The sequence below is a fragment of the Paenibacillus caui genome (assembly GCF_019904135.1).
Lineage (GTDB): Bacteria > Bacillota > Bacilli > Paenibacillales > Paenibacillaceae > Fontibacillus > Fontibacillus caui.
Genome location: NZ_JAIOGQ010000041.1, coordinates 1 through 19,405, shown reverse-complemented (window position 1 = coordinate 19,405; position 19,405 = coordinate 1). Strand labels below are relative to the sequence as shown.

Below are 19,405 nucleotides of genomic sequence, written 5' to 3'. Positions count from 1 at the left end.
CTATGGGAATCGCGATCGTCGATTACGGTTTGGGCAACCTGCACAGCGTAAGCAAGGCGATTGAGCGGCTTGGCGGCGAGAGCACCATCACCGGTGATCCGGAAGAGATTCTTGCGGCGGACGGCGTGCTGCTGCCGGGCGTCGGCGCATTCGGGGACGCGATGGAGCATTTGCGGTCAAGCGGCCTTGATGCCGTGATGAGGCAGGCGGCGGCCAGCGGCCAGCCGCTGCTCGGCATCTGCCTTGGCATGCAGCTGCTCTTCGACGAGGGAGAAGAGCACGGCACGCACCGCGGCCTCGGGCTGCTGCCCGGCCGGGTCGTGCGGTTCAAGGGCGGCACGTACAAGGTGCCGCATATGGGCTGGAACCGGCTGGAGTTTCTGCAGCCGGAAAGTCCGCTGCTGCGCGGCCTTGCGGAAGGGCACGTATATTTCGTGCACTCCTATCACGCGCTTGCGGAGCGGCCCGGTGACCTGATCGCGGTCACCGATTACGAGCAGCCCGTGACCGCGATCGTCGGTCACGGCAATGTGTTCGGGATGCAGTTCCATCCCGAGAAGAGCGGCCAGCTCGGCAAGCAGCTGCTGGACAACTTCCTGAAGCTGGTCAGGGAACCCCGCTCGTAGGAGCGGGGCTTGGCCGATTTCGGAAGCTTAGGATTCGGGAAGCTTGGCGGCCTGGCTTGGAGAGACTCGGCGGCTTGGGAGTCTAGGTGTCCGGTACAGAATAGTGCGGGATAGGATGGTGGAGATGACTGTCCCGTCCGCCCGAAAGCCCGTACTCGAAACCCTGTATCCGCAACGGGTACCCGAAACCCGGTGCCTAAAGCCAGGTGTTTGCAAGCAGTTGTCGGTCAAGTTTGACCGGTGCTTACCCGGCAATTTGAAATAGTTCCTGCAGAAACGAAACGGATTTCGCCATACAGGGGATCTTGGACCGTTTCTGCTTATTGTATTTAGAAGTTAAGCGGAAAGGACGAGAAGGATGTCTTCATTTACGATATACCCGGCTATCGATATCCGGGGAGGCAAATGCGTCAGGCTGGTACAGGGGGACTATGACCGCGAAACCGTCTATCATGACAGTCCGGTGGAGGCCGCCAAGGCCTGGGAGGCCCAGGGCGGAGAGTATATTCACCTGGTCGATCTCGACGGGGCCAAGGCTGGCCATCCGGTGAATCATGAGATCATCGGGGAGATTGCCCGCAGCGTGAACGTGCCCGTGCAGGTAGGAGGCGGTCTCAGGAAGCTGGAGGACGTGAAGCTGCTGCTGGGACTGGGGGTCAGCCGGGTCATTTTGGGCACGGCCGCGATTGAGGATCGCAGCTTCACGGAAGCGGTCCTTGCCGAGTACGGCAGCCAGGTCGCCATCGGCATTGATGCAAGAAACGGGCTTGTCGCGACGCGAGGCTGGCTGGAGACGACGGAAGTGAAGGCGGAGGACCTTGCTAAGGAGCTGGCGGCCAAGGGCGCGGAAACGTTTATTTTCACCGATATTTCCAGAGACGGCATGATGCAGGGGCCGAATACCGAAGCGATTGTGGCGCTTGCCAAAGCTTCAGGCCGTACCGTGATCGCATCCGGGGGCGTAACCTCGCAGGACGATCTGCTGAAGCTCGCGGAGTTTGCCGGTCAGGGCGTTGGCGGAGCTATTGTAGGCAAGGCGCTGTATACCGGCGGCATTGACCTTTCATCGGCCATTTCGGCCATAGCGCAAAGTTCGGCATTCAAAGGCTAAGCAGCGGTTCCTGTGCAGCGCATGGAGGGCTGTATGGCTGCATTTGACCTGAAGGCCGGGTGACATCAAGTAAGTGTGTGAAAGGAGAACAGCACATGCTGGCGAAGCGAATTATTCCTTGTCTGGACGTCAAGGATGGACGTGTTGTAAAAGGCGTGAATTTTGTGAACCTGCGCGATGCCGGGGACCCGGTGGAGCTCGCGGCGCTGTACGACCTGGAAGGCGCGGATGAGCTTGTTTTTCTGGATATTTCGGCATCGGCGGAGGGCCGGGCGACCATGGTGGAGGTTGTCAGAAAGACAGCCGGTGAAATTTCCATCCCGTTCACGGTGGGCGGAGGCATCTCCCAGGTGGATGATATGAAGCGTATTCTGCGCGCCGGAGCGGACAAAATCGGCATCAATACGGCGGCTGTATTAAACCCGCAGCTGATTTCGGACGGAGCACGCCGCTTCGGTTCCCAGTGCATCGTGGTTGCCGTAGACGCGAAGTACAATGAGGCTTGGGGCGAATGGGAGGTTTACACGCACGGGGGCCGGAAACCGACAGGGATCAAGGCTCTTTCCTGGGTAAAAGAAGCGGAAGAACGGGGCGCCGGCGAAATTCTGCTGACCAGTATGGATGCCGACGGAACGAAGGACGGCTTCGATATTCCGCTGACGCGGGCGGTTACGGATGCCCTTACGATTCCGGTTATCGCTTCCGGCGGTGCGGGCAAGAAGGAGCATTTTTACGACGTATTTGCTGAAGCTGGGGCCGATGCGGCGCTGGCTGCGACAATATTTCATTATAAAGAAATTGCGCTGCAGGATTTGAAACAGGATTTGAAAACCAAAGGGGTAGAGATACGATGAGTAAAGGCTTGGTCATGCAGCTGCCTGTTGAAGAGCTTGAGCAGAAAGTAAAATGGGACAGTCAGGGACTTGTGCCTGCGATCGTCCAGGACAGCTCAAGCCTTGAGGTGCTTACACTGGCTTATATGAACCGGGAATCGTTAAGAAAAACGGCTGAATCCGGCGAAACCTGGTTCTGGAGCCGCTCCCGGTCGGAGCTGTGGCATAAAGGAGCGACTTCCGGCCATACGCAGCAGATTGTTTCGTTAAAATACGATTGCGACGGGGATGCGCTGCTGGTGCTGGTAAACCGCAAGGGACCGGCCTGCCATACCGGAGAAGAAAGCTGCTTCTACCAGACAGCGGGAGAAGGCGAGCTGCCGGCTTCGGCGGCGGCTATGGCTGAGGGAACTTCGGCCCTGGGACGCTTTGCGGTGCTGGATGAGCTGGAACGGGTTATTGCCGAGCGCGACGAGCAGCGTCCGGAAGGCACTTATACGACTTATCTGTTCGAGAAGGGCATTGACAAAATTCTGAAAAAGGTCGGCGAAGAGACGGCGGAGTCGATTATCGCGGCCAAAAATAAGGACAACAACGAGCTCCGCATGGAAGTCAGCGATCTGATCTACCACCTGCTTGTCCTGCTGCGAGAACGCAAGCTTCCGCTGGACGAAGTGCTTCGGGAGCTGTCTTTGCGGCATGAAAGACCGCGCCGGGACTAGGTTAGGGACGGCGACATCCTAAGGGTTGGCCGGAAGGCCGGACCGGGTAAAGGGACTCGGGTCTGGCCGCTTTAGGGCCGGGTATCCGAGGGCCGAAGAGTTCGGCACCCGGAGTCTCAAGTTCGGGTATCCGGAGTCTTGGAGTCCGGGCATCCCGAGTCTGAAGTCCGATACCCGGTGTCTTAGATTCCGCCGTTCGGGCATCCGGGAGTCGCCCGCTGCCGGCATCCCCGCGATAATGTGAAGGAGTGCATTCACCATGCTGATCGATTACCATACCCACCATGAACGCTGCGGCCATGCGGTCGGCAGCCTTGAGGAATATGTCCAAAGAGGCATCGAGATCGGGCTGTCCCATATCGGATTATCGGATCATATGCCGCTTCTGCACGTGAATCCTGCGGAATATTATCCGGAGATGGCGATGCCGATGGAAGAGCTGCCGCGTTACGTGGAAGAGTGCCTCAAGCTGAAAGAGAAATACAAGGGACAGATAGAGGTGCGGATTGGCCTTGAAGGCGATTATATTGAAGGCTGGGAAGAGGACATCCAGCGGATCATTGAAGCATACCCCTGGGATTATGTCATTGGCTCGGTTCATTTTCTGGACACCTGGGATATATCGGACTTCCGCCAGACGCATAACTGGGATGGCCAGGATGTTTTTGCCGTATACGAGCGGTATTACCATGCTGTCATCAAGGCGGCCGGAACCGGGTTTTATGATATAACGGGCCATATTGATGTGATCAAGCGCTTTGACTACAAGCCTGATCCTGCGAGAGATGAAGAGGTTCGGGCGCTTGAGCTTTCGGCGCTGCAGGCTGTGAAAAGAGCGGGCATGGCCATGGAGCTGAATGCGTCCGGCTTGTCCAAAGCTTGCGAGGAGATGTTCCCGAGCCGCCGGATTTTGGAAGAGGCGCTAAAGCTGGACATTCCTTTGACCTTAGGCTCCGATGCCCATGATCCTATGAAGCTGGGCGAGCATCTGGATCAGGCCCGGAAGCAGCTTTATGAGGTCGGATTCCGGGAGCTGGCTGTCTTCGAGGGCAGACAACGGCGGATGATTCCTTTGGAAATAGAGGGTTAAGCAATATATAATAAAGGTAGGCAAATCCAGGATGAAGGAGCAGGAGATCACTATGCAGCAATCGAAGATGCGCATTTTTTCAGGATCATCCAATAAGGCGCTCACCGATGCAGTATGTAGACAGCTTGGCGTCGAACCTGGCAGGGTTCAAATTTCCCGCTTCAAAAGCGGTGAAATTTATGTCCATTACGAGGAAAGCATCCGCAACTGCGATGTTTTTCTTGTGCAATCCCTGTCGCATCCGATCAATGAGATGTTCGTAGAGCTGCTGGTGATGATTGACGCGGCCAAACGCGCTTCGGCGCATACGGTTAATATTGTGCTTCCGTACTACGGATATGCCCGTCAGGAGCGGAAGTCAGCGCCCAGGGAGCCGATATCGGCGAAGATGGTGGCGGATGTGCTGACGACGGCAGGGGCGAGCCGCGTTGTAACGCTGGATTTGCATGCGCCTGCGATACAGGGTTTTTTCAACATTCCGGTCGATCATTTGACTGCGCTGGATTTGATCACAGAGTATCTGCTGGCCAAGAAGATTCAAAATCCGGTTATTGTATCCCCGGATGCAGGAAGAGCCTCCATGGCCGAGAAGCTGGCCAGCGGCATGGATTCCCCGTTCGCCATTATGATCAAGAAGCGGCCGGCCCACAATCAGTCGGTCATTACGCATGTGATCGGGGACGTGGAAGGGCGGACGCCGATTATCATTGAAGATTTGATCGATACGGGCTCAACCATTCTTCAGGTGGTGGAAGGGCTGAAGGAACGAGGTGCGGCCGATTCCTACGTGTGCGCGACGCACGGCCTGTTCTCGGCCGGAGCGATCCAGCGGCTGGATCATCCCAATATCCGGGAGGTCGTCATTACGGATTCTATCGCGCCTCTTGAACCCCATCCTTCACGTTTTCATATATTGACCGTAGCGCCGCTGCTGTCGCGGGCGATCCGGTACATCGTGGAGGGCGGTTCGATTGCAACCATGTTCCGCAACCGCGGTATTTAAGCACTATATACAACTGGAACGTAAAGCCGGAGCATATGACCGGCTCAACTGACGATTAGGTTTGGCGTAAGTTTTGACGCAGGGTATCTGGCAGCAAGCTACCTGCGTACGCACTTCGTGCGGGCGACAAGTTGATGCAATAACATGGACAAGCGGGACAGGCTCCCGCTTTTTTTTTGCGCTGTGAAACTACCAGATCGGGTTCGATCCTGTCAGGGATCTATCCCCCTCAAAAGTGTAATTCTCCGCTTGCGGTAGGTGCTTTTCGGGGCCATGTGGTATACTGTGAAAAGAGAATCAAAGTATTAAAGGAGGTGCCTTGATTGAGTGAAGAAAATCAGTCCGAGGGCGCGAAGCTAACCAAGGTTGTGCCGATTCGCATGGACGCCAATTTTTTCTTCGATCGAGCTGTTTCATCACTGGACCGCTTGCAATACGACAAGGCATTGAAGTATTTTCGCAAAGCTGTGGAATATGAACCGGATAATCCCGTCAACCACTGCAATATGGCGGGGATCCTGTCTGAAATAGGAGATTACGAGGGTTCCAACAAGGTGCTCTCCACCATCCTGAACGAGGTGGACGGGACCATGACGGAATGCTACTTCTACATGGCGAATAACTATGCCAATATGGAACAATTCGAGGCGGCTGAAGAAGCGCTCATTACCTATTTGGAACAAGATCCGGAAGGCCAGTTCCTCGCTGAAGCGGAGGAAATGATGGATCTGCTTCAGTACGAACTGAACCGGCCCGCGAAGGTCAGACACATCGAGTCCCTAAAAGGAGTGGCCGAGCACGATCAGGCCAGAAGCATGCTGGAGAAAGGGGAGTTTGCGGGAGCCGTCAAGCTGCTGGAGACGCTGCTTCGGGACCAGCCGGATTTTCTGGCGGCGCGCAACAATCTGGCCTTGGGATATTACTACCTAGGCATGTTTAAGGAAGCCATGGACGCTATTTCGCAGGTGCTGGAGCGTGATCCGGGCAATCTTCACGGCCTGTGCAATCTGGCGGTATTCATCCAGCATGAGGGTGACGAAAAGCTGCTTGAGGAGCTATCGGACCGGCTGGAGCGGATTGTTCCTTTTCACCAGGAGCATGTGTTCAAGCTGGCGACGACAATGGGAATTTTGGGCAAGCATGAAGCGGCCTACCGGCATTTCAAAAGACTGCTTCGTGATAACGACGTCAATTTCGACCCTTGCCTGTATCATTACGCCGCCGTTGCCGCTTATAACATCGGACGCTATAACGAAGCGCGGACTTTGTGGAAGCATGCCGCCAAGCTGGATCCCGATTCGGAGGTGCCTGGATTTTATCTCGATCGGCTGCAAGAGCTTGACCTGGAGGATGCAGAGCTAGAGCCTCCGGTGATCAGCTACCAGTACCGGCTTCCCTTCGAGGAACAGTTCCGGATGTGGAAAAAGTGGGGCGAAGGCATTCCGGATCAGATCAAGCAGGATCCGCTGATTCGTTCCTCTTTCTTCTGGGGGCTTCGCCACGGCGATTCCCGGACCAAGCTCCAGGTGATCGAGGCATTCAGCCAGATTGCGGACAGTGAGGTCAAGGAGGCGCTGCGGGCTTTTCTGATGGAGCCTGACGAAGAGAAGTATTTAAAGGACATTGCGCTTTTCGTGCTGCGGGGTCTCGGAGTGAATGAACCGCTGCCCATTGTGCTGGAAGGGGAGACCCGGACCGTAGATCCCGGCTTCACTTCCTCGCGTCTGCCCGTCTGGAAATCGGAGTGGCAGGCCGTGCTGGACGAAGCGAAACGACGCATGGCGAAGCGCTATAATGTGATGCAGCTGCACGATGTTGAAACGCTGTGGGTGGAGTTTGTCACCCGCTCTTTTCCCGACGTTCCCTCCGTGTCCCATCTCGGGGGCTGGGCAGCCGCGCTGGAGTATTTGACCGCGAAGCTTCATCAGCGGCACGTGACTTATGAAGAAGTCGCCAAACGGTACGGCACTTCGGCGTCCACCGCAAGCCGCTGCACAAAGCGCGTGGATGAAGTGTGCGGCATTAAGGAAAAAATGAATGCAATGTTCCCTTCGGGTTAATAAATAGAAGGGTACAAGTTTTCCGGCAGGAAGCACCCTTTCATTTTAAAATACGGAGGAGGTCATTTGTGATGTATAAAACAATCGTGATCGGAACAGGTCCTTCCGGCCTGACTGCAGCCATCTATCTGGCGCGCGCCAATTTGAAGCCCTTGGTCATCGAAGGTGTGGAGCCGGGCGGACAGCTCACTACAACGACGGAAGTCGAGAACTTCCCCGGATTTCCCGATGGCATCATGGGGCCGGAACTGATGGACAATATGCGCAAGCAGGCGGAACGCTTCGGCGCGGAATTTAAGAGCGGCTGGGTGGAAGAAGTGGATTTCTCCAAACGTCCGTTCACCGTGAAGGTGGAAGGAAGCGGCATTCTGGAGGCGGAGGCGGTCATTATCTCTACCGGCGCTTCCGCCCGCTATCTCGGGATTCCCGGCGAGCAGGAGAATATCGGACGCGGCGTGAGCACTTGCGCGACGTGTGACGGCTTCTTTTTCCGCGGGAAAAAGATTGCCGTAGTCGGCGGCGGGGACTCCGCCATGGAGGAAGCCAGCTTCCTGACCCGTTTCGCGACAACGGTAACGGTTGTTCACCGCCGCGATGAGCTCCGCGCCTCCAAGATCATGCAGGATCGGGCGAAGGAGAACGAGAAGGTGCATTGGGCTCTGAACCGTAAGCCGGTGGCTATAGCCACCGATGAGAACGGTATCGTCAAGGGCTTGACGGTGCTGAACAATGAGACGAACCAGGAAGAGCTGATCGAAGCGGACGGTGTCTTCATTGCCATTGGCCATACTCCAAATACGAAATTCCTCGGCGGTCAGGTTAAAACCGATGAACATGGCTATATTGTCGTGAAGCCGGGAACGACCCAAACGAATGTACCGGGCGTATTCGCCTGCGGCGACGTGCAGGATACCCGTTACCGCCAGGCGATAACGGCAGCCGGCTCCGGCTGTATGGCCGCGATGGACTGTGAGAAGTATCTGGAGGGCGATATGACGCACGACTGGAGCGAGAGTCTGAACCCATCCGTTTGATTTTTGCATGCATTTCCAAAAAAGCGTGCCGTTCGATCCATTAGGGTCTTGGACGGCACGCTTAAATTATTTTAACTTCAGACCTTTCAAGCCATCAATTAAGTATCCAGTTTGCAATATCGTCAATCACCTGCTTATCGACATTATCGGCGTTAAGGTAGTTCTGTATGCCTTTATCCAGGCTTCCCTTCGTAAACAAATGCGTCAGCCCCGGATAGGTACGAAAATCCACGTTTGTTCTTCCCTTATAAACTTCTTTCCAGCCAAGCAGGCTTTCCTTTGGTACCTGGAAGTCCTGTTCTCCTTGTAAAATAAGCATATCAACAGAACGCAGTTTTGCTTCTTTGGCCGGTTCGTACCCTTTAATGTCATCCCACCAATAGGGATTTGGCGGCAAGTCGAAAGCTTTGGGCGGATTAGCGGGGTCAAAGTCCGGATGTCGAACAAGCTTCAATTGTTCGCGGTATAAGCCAATTCCTCATCAGGAATCATCCCTCCCAGTTCCGGATGATCATACGAATCGATTTCCGTGTAACGCGGATCGGCTCCAGCTAAGACGATGGCACCCGTAATTCGCTGTTCCGAATCCCGTGACAGGATCCGCGGCAACATCCATCCTCCGCGGCTATGGCCTGTGGCAAAGATGCGATTCGAATCGATTGCAGCATTCTCTTGCAGCAACTTGGCAGCTTGAAGCGTGTTGTCAACAAACTCGTCTTCAGCAGTGTAATGACCCGAAAGCTGGACAAAATGCTCCCGTGTTGTTTTTGTCATCCTAAGGACAGCAATATGACGCCCGGCAAGGCCAACTGCCAAGTCGCGAAACGGCTTCTGAGCGAGGATGGTACTATTGGCATCAAGCTCGCCATCACCTTGGATCAGGATGACTGCCGGAAAGGGCCCTTTGCCCTGGGGCAAAGTCAGAATACCCGTGACCGCATGGTCGCCCTGCCCTACCATAATCTGTTGCTCGGTATATGTTTTCTGCTTGTCATATGCAGGAGGCTGGTAACCGTAGAAGTGTAAATTGGTGTAGAGATCATCAACCCTTCCGCTTTGATCCAGCCGAACTTCAAGGTCAAGGGCCATTTGCGGTGTCTGATACACAATGGTTACCGTCTTGTGTACAGCATTAGTCGTAACAGTCCCCCACGATTTCGGGAACAAAGCAAGCTGCTTGGTCCATTCAATTGTCTCGGGAGGTATGCCTGCCGATGAGAAGCTTCTACTCGTCAAAACGTAGGCGTCTTCAATGTTTCCCTTGGCAAGTTGGGTTAGAAAAGCATTTGCCCGTGAAATTGCATCATCGGGATCAAGCTGCAGTTTACCTTCAGCCCAATACGCCTGGATCCCGAGCGTATGTTTAAGCGTCTCTTGCTTCATGTATACGACGCCATTACGAATCATCATCCCGTGCTCGATTGGTGTTATGTTTCCTGAGACATTCGCAGAGGCTCTTCCGTCATTCTCCACGTGAAACCGTACCTTTTCCTCTCCTTTGGTTACAGTTACCGTACGCGATGCCCGATCCCATTGTACCGGAGTACCGATCCAATCACATAACATACGCAGCGGGATGTAGTCGGAAGATTGATCATTTATAGAAACTGTATTACCGGGTTGTACTGCCGCGAAAGCAGGAGTAGCAATCCCGGCCTGATTGGCCAGAGTGATCGAAAAACAGAGCGATATAGTTAGCAAACGTCTAGTTTTCTTGTTCATAAGTCTCCCCTTATTATCTGTCTATCTCGTTGTATTAGACTTCCTTCCGATTAAAATAAACCAGCCCCGAAGCGAAGAAGAGAACAAAGCCGCCCAGAACGGTAATCATCAGGCTCTCAAAGGGCAGATTAAATGCCCCGAAGTCGTATCCATTCATACCTTTTGGCATCATAGCCAGGAAAGGCTGGGCCCACGGATAATAAGGACCGTAGGTGGCCGAGTTGGTAATCAGAATGTTCGGAATGGTGAATATGACGTTCACTACGAGGGGTGCGGCAAAGCTTGCCCAGCGCAGGGAAGCGAACATCTGCAGGGCGGCCAGCGGAAGGCAGGCAACCCAGCCCCCAAGGATGCTTTGCAGCAGCATGTGCCAGGGAATCGGGCTTGAGATATGTATAATTCGGCCCGTAATCAGAATAGCTCCCAGCAGCAGGATCTGCGTCAGAGCGAGCAGGCATATGACGACAGTAAATTTGGCCAGATAGACGGCGGTTCGGGAAACAGGCAGCGCGAGCAGCGATTTCCAGCCGCCGCCCGTATGTTCATACCGGCAAATAAATGAAGAGAACAAACCGGTCATGACAGGCAGGAACAGCATCGCATGAAATAACGACATTCCACCAAGCAGCAGGGGCCATTCCGCTAATTCGGAACTGACCAGCATACCGATCAGAGCAGCCAGAACAGGGCTGGCCAAAACAATAAGCCACAAATAGGATTTGGACATCTTAAGCCGCTCGGCTGACAGCACTCTAAAGAAGGCTTTCATCTAAGCCACATCCTTCCGGTTGAAATGAAGCAGGCCGATCAGCATGATCAAGAGCCCAAGTCCAAGACCTGCTCCCAGGAACACGCCCTGGTGCTTTCCTTCTACAGTGAGCAGGGGCCAATTGAGAGGACAGAATTCACCCAGATTCCCCGTGAAGATGGAGCCGAATGCCATCGCGATGCCCAAGGAAACCGAGAGCGCCTGGTTTCTGAAGGTCAGCGACAGCCAAAGCTGCAGCGCGAGTAGAGGCAGCGAGGCGATAAAGGGATAGAGTCCGATACGTGCCAGATCGCTGTAGGGAAGCTCGGTGGGAAATCCGAGGGCGATGCCTAGCACAGCCGATCCAATCGACAGCAGTACGCAGGATACGGCAAGCAGCAGCACGGTGATCGTGTACTTGGCGCTGAATACCGCCGTCCGGGAGATCGGCAGGGCGAGCAGCTGCTTCCAGGAGCTAAGCTGGTGTTCCACCCCGGCAATCAGCGAGCTGACCAGAGTGGCCCCCATAAATAAGGCAATCGGAACAAAGCGAAGGATATTATCCAGCAGCCCGCCCCATAAATCCTTGGCGTAAAGCTTGGTCAGGAAGTCGTAACGGAGACCGAAATTCAGCGCCTGCATGGCCACAAGCCCGACGGGAGCGATCACGATAAGCAGCCAGAGCCCTTTGCCGCGAATTTTGAGAAAGTCCGCTGATAAAGCGCGCAGCATCATAATGAACCCCCCGTGCCGACGATTTGCATAAAGATATCCTCGAGCGATTTTCTCTTTTCCTCCACCCGGTAAATGTCATGTTTGTTTTCGACGAGCCGCCGAACAAGCCCGGCGACCTGGGTATTGGACAAGCCGTCAAAATGTATCCTTCCTTCCTGAAGCTGGCCGGTCAGTCCGGAATCCCGGGCAATCCAGACGGCCGCTTCCGGTTCCGAAACGGTCATTTCTATCGTGCTGGATGCCTGATGCTGAAGGTGTTCAATCGTATCCTGAAATACCATGCGCCCTTGCGCAATAATGCCGACCGAACCGGCCATCAGTTCGACTTCGCTCAGCAGATGGCTGGAGACAAGCACGGTAATGCCGTGTTCCTTCGGCATGCGTTTGATCAGTTCGCGGATTTCCTGGATTCCTGAAGGATCCAGACCGTTCGTAGGTTCGTCCAAGATGAGCAGCTCCGGAGATCCGAGCAAAGCGGAGGCGATGCCGAGCCGCTGTTTCATGCCGAGGGAGTAGCCTTTGACCGAACGCCTTGCTTCCTTGGTCAGGGAGACAATGTCCAGCACCTCAGCGATTCTGGACTTCGGTAAATTCAGAATGCGCCGGATGGCTTCCAGATTCTCTACAGCCGACAAATGTCCGTAATAAGAGGGGTATTCAACAAGGGAGCCGACTTTCTTCAAAATATTCAGCCGATCTTTCTGCAAGTCTTTGCCGAAAATTTCGACTTTCCCGCTCGTAGGCCGGATCAGTCCAAGCAGCATGCGGATGGTTGTGGTTTTACCCGCGCCGTTCGGACCCAGAAAGCCGTAAATTTCGCCTCGGCCAATGCTCAGATTAAGCGAATTAACGGCGGCCCTGTCGTGGTATTTCTTGGTTAGATTATGAGTACGGATTACGAATTCATTCATGTGTTCTTCACCTCGAGTATCAGCTTAATACGTCAAGGTTAAAGAGAGAGAGGGGCCAAGTTTAAATTTGGTTTAAAATCGCTCAGGCTTAGGATAGATCCATAGGGTCGTTCCTTCAGGTCCGCTGGCCGCCTCCCGGCACAGTCCCATCTCCCTTAGCAGCAGATCTACAATGGCAAGTCCAAGACCGGCCCCTTTGCTGCTGCTACCTGCAGATAAGCCCGGTCCGCGGTCTTTAATCGTCAAGGCCGTCCGTCCATGGCGCTCCTCTGTGAACAAGCCGATGTAAGCGCCGGACGAAGCGTGGCGGACAGCATTCTGGAACAGGTTGTCCAGCACCCTCCGGAAGGCTTGGCCATCGACGTTCCAGTTCAGCGGGGATTCGCCGAGATCGATATCGGGCAGCATGCCCTCTTTCTCCCACAGCGGATACCAGGCGGCCGCGCTCTCGCGGACAAGCCGGATCACATCCTGGTGTTGGCGGCTCAGCGCATATTTGCCGCTTGTCAGGAGATTGTAGGATAGAAGATGGTCGATCAGATGATCGAGGTCTTTCATTTTCGATTCTACGAGCTGAATGGAGGCCTGTCCATGATCGGAAAGGGATTCGTTCTTCAGCGAATACAAATGGCTGCCAATGACCGTAAGCGGAGTCCGCAGGTCATGCGAAAGGTTGCTGATCAGCGTTTTGCGAAGCCGCTCCTCTTCCTGCTCGCGGCGCCGGCTTGTGTCAAGCTGTTCAACCATATCGTTAAAGGTTTCCTCCAGCAATCCGATCTCATCAGGCTTGCCCACTTGGATCGGCAGGGGAATTCCGCTTTTGGAAGGCGAAGCCATCGCGGCGGATAGCCGCAGCAATCTCCGGCGAATGCCGCGGATGAACCAATAGGATATCCCGGCGAAGAACAGAACGAGCAGCCCCAGCATCACGCCGTAAAACCGATCCGACCCGTCTCCGATCGGTCGCAGAAGAAGAGAACGAGGGACCTCAAGAACGATAAACCCTCTTTGTGTGTTCTCGTTGTCCCCGATGAAGGCAACAATTGTAAACGGATCGCCGTCCTGATGATTCTTCATGTAGGAGACAAGCTGCTCGGTAGACCACACGTCCGGCAGCCCGGTTTGCTCCGGAAGCCGGATCGTTGTCCTTCCTTCATGATTCACCCTAAAAATGAACGAGCCCGGATACTGGTTCTTCAGCTCGCCAAGCCGCCGTCCGATCTGTTCTTCCGAGGCTGTTCTGAGCTGTAAAGCCTCCTTGTGCCATGCGGCAGTTAATTCAGAAGCGTTTCCGTAGACAGATCTTTCGTGGATCCCTGAATCCGGAAATACAGTCCTGCTGACGAGCCAGGAGGCCAGAAAGCTGGCCGGCAGGGCTACGGGAATAAAGACCAGGGCGATCAGAATGATCAAGGCGTAGCGGGACAGCAAAGACCCGTAGAACTTTGGGGTACGCCGCAATTTCATGCTTTAATCCTGTATCCGACTCCGCGGATCGTCTCAATAATCTCGGGATTTGCCGGGTCCTGTTCGATTTTTTCCCGCAGGTAACGGATATGTACCATAAGCGTCTTGTCTCCGTCCCAATAAGGCTCGTCCCAGACGGCCTCGTAGATTTGCTCTTTGGTCATAATTTGGCCTAAATGCCGGAGCAGATAGTGAAAGATTTGGTACTGCTTGCCCGTAAGCATGATTTCTTCCCCCGTGGTCTGATCGACAACCCGGTTCTCTTGCTGGTATACGAGCAGGTGCTTGATGGCAAGAGGCTGAGCGTCATGGGCTCCGACACGGCGCAGCAGCACATCCACCCGGGCGGCCAGTTCATCGGGATGAAAAGGCTTGGTCAAATAGTCATCGGCAAACTGCAGTCCCTGCAGCTTGTCATCAATGGAGGAGCGCGCCGACAGCATCAAGATCGGGAGGTCCGCCTTGCTTCGTTTGAGCCGCTGGCCTACCGTGAAGCCGTCCAATCCCGGCAGCATGACATCCAGGATCACGAGCTGGCAGGAAGCAGCCTCCGCAAGGGCCTGGTCGCCATTTTTCAGCCACACCACCTCATATCCCCGCTTCCGCAGGTCTTCATTGACCCAGCTGCCGATTTCAAGATCATCTTCTATATATAGAAGTTTTATAGCGGTATTCAAGAGAAGCCCTTCCTTTCCGTGCACAAGAGAATAATTTCCTGTTCATTATATCACGGATCGGAAATGGTCTTTAGCACCCAGAAAAATCATCCGAATTCGGGACATATTCTATATAAGGACCTTCCCCGATGCAAACGGATCCATTCGTTCACAAATTATTTAAGAAAGCCTGTCATGCCAAGGTTTTTACCATCTTGATTCTCTTGACCGAAGGGAAGCGTTCGCTTATAGTGGGTAGTTAGGAGCAACTATTTTACTTTAGAAAAAAGGTGGCTTATACATGTCTGAACAAATCTACATTGGTGTCGATCTGGGCGGAACGACAATTAAAGTCGGTCTTTGCAACGCAGAGGGACAGCTTTTACACACCTATGAAGGACCGACTGAAGTGGAGAAAGGCGTCGATACCGTACTTGCCAATATTGAGCGGTATGTCCGTCTGATCGTGGAGCAGTCGCCGTACAGCTGGGATCAGCTCGCAGGTGTAGGCGCCGGTGTTGCCGGTTTTACGAACGTTCAGGAAGGGATTATCATTTTGGCGCCCAATGTAGGTTTCCGGGATGTTCCGATCCGTGCGATTCTTGAAGAGCGGCTCGGCAAGCCAATCAAAATAGATAATGACGCCAATGTTGCGGCGCTAGGCGAAGTATGGGGCGGCGCCGGTCAAGGCGTGGACAATTGTGTCTGCTATACACTCGGAACCGGTGTAGGCGGAGGCATCATTATTAATGGCAAAATTTATCAAGGTTTTTCCGGGCTGGCCGGAGAGCTTGGACATATGGCAGTTGTACCCGATTTGGAAGCGATTCAGTGCGGATGCGGGAAAATGGGCTGCCTCGAGACCGTATCCTCGGCGACCGGCATCATCCGGATGGCTAAGGATGCGGTGGAACGCGGCGATAATACGTCTTTGTCCCAGGTTGAGAATATTATGGCCAAAGACGTATTCGATGCGGCCAAGAACGGCGACGAGGTTGCCTTGCGCATCGTGAACCGGGCGGCCTTCTATTTGGGCAAATCGATGGCGCTGGTGTCGGCTGTGCTTAGTCCGCAGCGCTATATTATTGGCGGCGGTGTATCCAAGGCCGGCGACATTCTTTTTGACGAGATCCGCAGCGTTTTTGCCAAATTTACACCGGAACCGCTCCAGAAAGACGTTGAAATTGTGCCGGCCGTTCTCGGCAACGATGCAGGTATGGTAGGAGCTGCAGGATTGTTTGTACGCTCTTGATTTGTAGATGCGAAGGAGTGCATTCAAGAAATAGACTTATGAGGGAGGGATTTAGGGTGCCGGAACAGGAACAGACTTCTTTAGCGAACTTGATCATCATTACAGGGATGTCGGGAGCGGGCAAATCGCTTGCCGTACGCAGCCTTGAGGATTTGGGATTCTTCTGTGTAGACAACTTGCCTCCTGTACTGATCCCCAAGTTCGCAGAATTAATCGAACAATCCAACGGCAAAATTGCCAAGGTCGCCCTCGTTATCGACCTGCGCGGTCGGGAATTCTTCACAGCACTTTCGGAGTCGCTTAATTTTGTTAAGGATCATTTCACCATTCATTCCGAAATTTTATTTCTGGATGCCACCGACTCCGTGCTGGTACAGCGCTACAAGGAAAGCCGCCGCCGTCATCCGCTTGCCCCGCAGGGCATGCCGCTTGACGGCATTCGTCTGGAACGGAAGATGCTTGAAGAGCTGAAGCATTCCGCAACCCAGGTGGTGGATACCTCCAATATGAAGCCGGCTCAGCTCCGTGAGAAGATCATCTCGCGTTTTTCCCATATGGAAAGCAGCAATTTATCGGTAAATATCACCTCCTTCGGTTTTAAATACGGCATACCGATTGATGCCGATCTGGTATTTGATGTGCGGTTCCTGCCAAACCCTCATTACATTGAGCAACTGCGTCCCCACAACGGACAAGACAGTGATGTATATGATTATGTTATGAAGTGGCCGGAGACGCAGAGTTTTCTGACCAAGCTTCTGGATATGCTGCATTTTCTGATTCCCCAATATCATAAAGAGGGGAAAAGTCAGGTTATCATAGGCATAGGCTGTACAGGCGGCAAGCACCGTTCTGTGGCTATCGCCGAATATTTAGGCCGGATGCTCGGGACAAGCGAAACGGAAACGGTCCGTGTGAGCCACCGTGATTCCGACCGAGACCGTCCTTAAGAGGTGAGTAAACGTGAGCAATCGGTCTTCCAAAGAGAGAGTGCCCCGCATCGTCGTCATGGGCGGCGGGACCGGGTTGTCCGTCATGCTGCGGGGATTGAAGCAAAAGCCGCTGGATATTACGGCGATTGTTACCGTGGCCGATGACGGCGGAAGCTCAGGCATTCTCAGAAACGAGCTGCAAATGCCGCCTCCAGGCGACATTCGCAACGTACTTACAGCGCTTGCCGATGTCGAGCCGCTGATGTCCGATATGCTCAGCTACCGGTTCCCAGCTGGCTCCGGACTTGCCGGACACAGTCTCGGCAATTTGATACTGGCTGCGATCACCGATATTTCCGGCGACTTTGTCACCGCTGTCCGGGAGCTCAGCCGCGTCTTCGCTGTTCGCGGACGTGTGCTGCCGGCCGCCGATCAGGCGGTCATCCTCCATGCGGAGATGGAGGACGGCACCATTGTCACCGGCGAATCGAAGATTCCCGAGGCGAACGGCCGAATCAAGCGGATTTTCCTCGAGCCGGAACATGTTGAACCGCTGCCGGAGGCCTGTGAGGCGATCAAGGAAGCGGACGCCATTCTGATCGGTCCGGGCAGCTTGTATACGAGCATCATTCCAAACCTGCTTGTACCGAAGCTGGCGGAGGCTGTGCTCAGCAATACGGAAGCCATAAAAATATTTGTTTGCAATGTAATGACCCAACCTGGAGAAACTGATGATTATACGGTCAGTGATCACCTGCAGGCCATTTATGATCATGTTGGACATCATCTGTTCGATTACGTCATTGTCAACGACGGTGAAATTCCGATGCAGGTCCAGAATTTTTATGCCGAGAAGGGCGCCAAGCCCGTCCAGCTGGATTTTGACGTGGTGACGAGCCGTGGCTATAAAGTCATTGCAGATACGCTCGTGCTGTTCAGGCGCTATTTGCGTCATGACGCCGACAAGCTCAGCCATCATATTTACCAGCTGGTGGAAAACTGGATTACACGAAAGAGGTGAGTCCCTTTGTCATTTGCGGCACAAACCAAAAAAGAACTGACCATGGTCGAAGCGGAAGCCTGCTGTGAACAGGCTGAACTATCGGCGCTGATCCGGATGAACGGATCAGTCCAGGTTTCGAACAAAAAAGTCATTTTGGACGTTTCCACCGAAAATGCCGCGATCGCAAGGCGGATTTACTCCTTGATCAAAAAGCATTTTGATGTCCATACGGAGCTGCTCGTCCGCAAGAAAATGCGGCTCAAGAAGAACAATGTTTATATCGTGCGTATTCCGGCACGTGTTCAGGAAATACTGAAAGAGCTCAAGATCGTATCCGAAGGATTTATCTTTATGGAGGGCATTCACCCGGAATTGACGCAGAGAGACTGCTGCAAGCGGGCTTATCTGCGAGGAGCTTTTCTCGCCGGGGGTTCCGTGAACAACCCGGAAGGCTCGTCCTATCATCTGGAGATCGCCTCGATGTACGAAGAGCATTGCCAGGCCCTGGCCGACCTGGCCTCGGAATTCCATTTGAACGCCCGCTGTATCGAGCGCAAGAAGGGGTTTATTTTCTACATCAAGGAAGGCGAGAAGATTATTGAATTTTTAAGCATTATCGGCGCCCATCAGGCCTTGTTCAAATTCGAAGATGTGCGAATCATGCGGGACATGCGAAATTCCGTCAACCGGATCGTAAACTGTGAGACTGCAAATCTCAATAAGACGATCGGTGCGGCTGTCCGTCAAATTGACAATATCAAGCTGCTTCAAAAAGAAGTCGGACTCGAAAATCTGCCTGACAAGCTGCGGGAAGTGGCCGAGGTCCGTCTTGCCTATCCCGATATTAATTTGAAGGAAGTCGGAGAGCTGCTGAAAGGCGGCGTCAGCAAATCTGGGGTTAACCATCGCCTGCGGAAAATTGACGAAATGGCCGAAAAAATTCGCCGGGGATAAGGCTAGTTTGAAGTAAGTCTTGTATGGTATACTACCTTTATTAAAATGTCCATACTATGCGGAGTGATTATGTAAGAGGGGGTAAGGTTTCCATGATCAAACACCCGGTAACCGTTCGTTTGAAGACAGGGCTTCATGCCCGGCCGGCAGCACTTTTTGTACAGGAAGCGAATAAATACTCGTCCGAGATTTTTGTGGAGAAGGACGACAAGAAAGTGAATGCCAAGAGCATCATGGGGATTATGAGCCTTGCGATTAGTACAGGCACTGAAATTTACATAAGTGCCGAAGGTGCAGATGCTGAGCAGGCTGCAAACGCTTTAGTTACGCTTGTCAGCAAGGAAGAACTGGAGAATCAGTGATCGCCTAAATAGCGTAAAAAAAGAAACGGTTTGCCCGGGTGGGCAAGCCGTTTTTTAATAGTGGCTTAAGCCAGTTGAGCTCGCGAAGCGTGCGAAACAAAAATCCACCCGCTATGCGGGTGGTGTAGTCCAGGCTTATAGCAAAAAACCACCTGATGCGAACGTTATAATAGAGTTGTTCAAG

The 19,405-nt window shown here is 53.6% G+C and carries 21 protein-coding genes; 13 read left to right on the top strand and 8 right to left on the bottom strand.

What is annotated here, in order from left to right; genetic code table 11:
- Positions 1-2: 2 nt before the first annotated feature.
- The 8 genes from hisH to trxB all read left to right on the top strand — a co-directional run bounded on the left by hisH (position 3) and on the right by trxB (position 8,479).
- Positions 3-626, top strand: coding sequence for an imidazole glycerol phosphate synthase subunit HisH (gene hisH / locus K7397_RS19160; RefSeq protein WP_223070056.1), 624 nt, complete (start codon positions 3-5; stop codon positions 624-626).
- A gap of 358 nt (positions 627-984) precedes the next feature.
- Positions 985-1,737, top strand: coding sequence for a 1-(5-phosphoribosyl)-5-[(5-phosphoribosylamino)methylideneamino]imidazole-4-carboxamide isomerase (gene hisA, locus K7397_RS19155; RefSeq protein WP_223070055.1), 753 nt, complete (start codon positions 985-987; stop codon positions 1,735-1,737).
- A 95-nt stretch (positions 1,738-1,832) separates the two neighbouring features.
- Complete coding sequence (gene hisF, locus K7397_RS19150; RefSeq protein WP_223070054.1) at positions 1,833-2,591, top strand: imidazole glycerol phosphate synthase subunit HisF; 759 nt, start codon at positions 1,833-1,835, stop codon at positions 2,589-2,591.
- Positions 2,588-3,292, top strand: a complete 705-nt coding sequence (gene hisIE, locus K7397_RS19145) for a bifunctional phosphoribosyl-AMP cyclohydrolase/phosphoribosyl-ATP diphosphatase HisIE (protein WP_223070051.1) — start codon at positions 2,588-2,590, stop codon at positions 3,290-3,292. The genes hisF and hisIE overlap by 4 nt, the downstream gene beginning before the upstream one ends.
- Before the next feature lie 259 nt (positions 3,293-3,551).
- On the top strand, positions 3,552-4,382 hold the full coding sequence (gene hisJ / locus K7397_RS19140) for a histidinol-phosphatase HisJ (RefSeq protein WP_223070050.1): 831 nt from the start codon (positions 3,552-3,554) through the stop codon (positions 4,380-4,382).
- Between the two features lie 52 nt (positions 4,383-4,434).
- Positions 4,435-5,385 carry a ribose-phosphate diphosphokinase gene (locus K7397_RS19135; protein WP_223070049.1) on the top strand — a complete coding sequence of 317 codons (951 nt, stop codon included), beginning with the start codon at positions 4,435-4,437 and terminating at the stop codon, positions 5,383-5,385.
- Between the two features lie 323 nt (positions 5,386-5,708).
- Complete coding sequence (locus K7397_RS19130) at positions 5,709-7,445, top strand: tetratricopeptide repeat protein (RefSeq protein ID WP_420488816.1); 1,737 nt, start codon at positions 5,709-5,711, stop codon at positions 7,443-7,445.
- Positions 7,446-7,516: 71 nt separating this feature from the next.
- On the top strand, positions 7,517-8,479 hold the full coding sequence (gene trxB / locus K7397_RS19125) for a thioredoxin-disulfide reductase (protein ID WP_223070088.1): 963 nt from the start codon (positions 7,517-7,519) through the stop codon (positions 8,477-8,479).
- Positions 8,480-8,573: 94 nt separating this feature from the next.
- Here the strand turns inward: trxB and K7397_RS19120 are convergent, their stop codons facing one another.
- From K7397_RS19120 to K7397_RS19090, 7 genes are all read right to left on the bottom strand, one after another.
- Positions 8,574-8,876 (bottom strand): alpha/beta fold hydrolase, encoded by a 303-nt coding sequence (locus K7397_RS19120; protein ID WP_223070048.1) that lies wholly within the window; start codon positions 8,874-8,876, stop codon positions 8,574-8,576.
- A 53-nt stretch (positions 8,877-8,929) separates the two neighbouring features.
- The gene (locus tag K7397_RS19115) at positions 8,930-10,201 is read right to left on the bottom strand and encodes an alpha/beta hydrolase family protein (RefSeq protein WP_223070047.1); all 1,272 of its coding nucleotides are present in this window, start codon (positions 10,199-10,201) and stop codon (positions 8,930-8,932) included.
- Positions 10,202-10,235: 34 nt separating this feature from the next.
- Positions 10,236-10,970, bottom strand: coding sequence for an ABC transporter permease (locus K7397_RS19110; RefSeq protein ID WP_223070046.1), 735 nt, complete (start codon positions 10,968-10,970; stop codon positions 10,236-10,238).
- On the bottom strand, positions 10,971-11,684 hold the full coding sequence (locus K7397_RS19105) for an ABC transporter permease (protein WP_223070045.1): 714 nt from the start codon (positions 11,682-11,684) through the stop codon (positions 10,971-10,973).
- Entirely contained in the window at positions 11,681-12,595 is a 915-nt protein-coding gene (locus K7397_RS19100) for an ABC transporter ATP-binding protein (protein ID WP_223070044.1), read from the bottom strand. The genes K7397_RS19105 and K7397_RS19100 overlap by 4 nt, the downstream gene beginning before the upstream one ends.
- Positions 12,596-12,667: 72 nt before the next feature.
- On the bottom strand, positions 12,668-14,062 hold the full coding sequence (locus K7397_RS19095; RefSeq protein ID WP_223070042.1) for a HAMP domain-containing sensor histidine kinase: 1,395 nt from the start codon (positions 14,060-14,062) through the stop codon (positions 12,668-12,670).
- Entirely contained in the window at positions 14,059-14,739 is a 681-nt protein-coding gene (locus tag K7397_RS19090) for a response regulator transcription factor (RefSeq protein ID WP_223070040.1), read from the bottom strand. The genes K7397_RS19095 and K7397_RS19090 overlap by 4 nt, the downstream gene beginning before the upstream one ends.
- A gap of 280 nt (positions 14,740-15,019) precedes the next feature.
- Between K7397_RS19090 and K7397_RS19085 the strand changes: the two genes are divergently transcribed.
- The 5 genes from K7397_RS19085 (at position 15,020) to K7397_RS19065 (ending at position 19,221) form a co-directional block, all read left to right on the top strand.
- Positions 15,020-15,970, top strand: coding sequence for an ROK family glucokinase (locus tag K7397_RS19085; RefSeq protein WP_223070037.1), 951 nt, complete (start codon positions 15,020-15,022; stop codon positions 15,968-15,970).
- A 56-nt stretch (positions 15,971-16,026) separates the two neighbouring features.
- Positions 16,027-16,920, top strand: coding sequence for an RNase adapter RapZ (gene rapZ, locus K7397_RS19080; RefSeq protein ID WP_337926763.1), 894 nt, complete (start codon positions 16,027-16,029; stop codon positions 16,918-16,920).
- 58 nt (positions 16,921-16,978) lie between these two features.
- Positions 16,979-17,923: a gluconeogenesis factor YvcK family protein gene (locus K7397_RS19075; protein WP_223070086.1), complete on the top strand. Its 945-nt coding sequence runs from the start codon at positions 16,979-16,981 to the stop codon at positions 17,921-17,923.
- 6 nt (positions 17,924-17,929) lie between these two features.
- Positions 17,930-18,859, top strand: coding sequence for a DNA-binding protein WhiA (gene whiA / locus K7397_RS19070; protein WP_223070033.1), 930 nt, complete (start codon positions 17,930-17,932; stop codon positions 18,857-18,859).
- A 92-nt stretch (positions 18,860-18,951) separates the two neighbouring features.
- Positions 18,952-19,221: an HPr family phosphocarrier protein gene (locus K7397_RS19065; RefSeq protein ID WP_223070031.1), complete on the top strand. Its 270-nt coding sequence runs from the start codon at positions 18,952-18,954 to the stop codon at positions 19,219-19,221.
- A 4-nt stretch (positions 19,222-19,225) separates the two neighbouring features.
- Here K7397_RS19065 and K7397_RS19060 read toward each other — a convergent pair.
- Positions 19,226-19,405, bottom strand: a 180-nt coding sequence (locus K7397_RS19060; protein ID WP_223070030.1) for a hypothetical protein, incomplete at its 5' end; no start/stop codon positions are given.

Excerpts from the sequence above, each read along its gene's own strand:
- hisH (WP_223070056.1), top strand. The coding sequence starts at position 3 with ATGGGAATCGCGATCGTCGATTACGGTTTGGGCAACCTGCACAGCGTA.
- hisA (WP_223070055.1), top strand. The coding sequence starts at position 985 with ATGTCTTCATTTACGATATACCCGGCTATCGATATCCGGGGAGGCAAA.
- hisF (WP_223070054.1), top strand. The coding sequence starts at position 1,833 with ATGCTGGCGAAGCGAATTATTCCTTGTCTGGACGTCAAGGATGGACGT.
- hisIE (WP_223070051.1), top strand. The coding sequence starts at position 2,588 with ATGAGTAAAGGCTTGGTCATGCAGCTGCCTGTTGAAGAGCTTGAGCAG.
- hisJ (WP_223070050.1), top strand. The coding sequence starts at position 3,552 with ATGCTGATCGATTACCATACCCACCATGAACGCTGCGGCCATGCGGTC.
- K7397_RS19135 (WP_223070049.1), top strand. The coding sequence starts at position 4,435 with ATGCAGCAATCGAAGATGCGCATTTTTTCAGGATCATCCAATAAGGCG.
- trxB (WP_223070088.1), top strand. The coding sequence starts at position 7,517 with ATGTATAAAACAATCGTGATCGGAACAGGTCCTTCCGGCCTGACTGCA.
- K7397_RS19115 (WP_223070047.1), bottom strand. The coding sequence starts at position 10,201 with ATGAACAAGAAAACTAGACGTTTGCTAACTATATCGCTCTGTTTTTCG.
- K7397_RS19110 (WP_223070046.1), bottom strand. The coding sequence starts at position 10,970 with ATGAAAGCCTTCTTTAGAGTGCTGTCAGCCGAGCGGCTTAAGATGTCC.
- K7397_RS19105 (WP_223070045.1), bottom strand. The coding sequence starts at position 11,684 with ATGATGCTGCGCGCTTTATCAGCGGACTTTCTCAAAATTCGCGGCAAA.
- K7397_RS19100 (WP_223070044.1), bottom strand. The coding sequence starts at position 12,595 with ATGAATGAATTCGTAATCCGTACTCATAATCTAACCAAGAAATACCAC.
- K7397_RS19095 (WP_223070042.1), bottom strand. The coding sequence starts at position 14,062 with ATGAAATTGCGGCGTACCCCAAAGTTCTACGGGTCTTTGCTGTCCCGC.
- K7397_RS19085 (WP_223070037.1), top strand. The coding sequence starts at position 15,020 with ATGTCTGAACAAATCTACATTGGTGTCGATCTGGGCGGAACGACAATT.
- K7397_RS19075 (WP_223070086.1), top strand. The coding sequence starts at position 16,979 with ATGGGCGGCGGGACCGGGTTGTCCGTCATGCTGCGGGGATTGAAGCAA.
- K7397_RS19065 (WP_223070031.1), top strand. The coding sequence starts at position 18,952 with ATGATCAAACACCCGGTAACCGTTCGTTTGAAGACAGGGCTTCATGCC.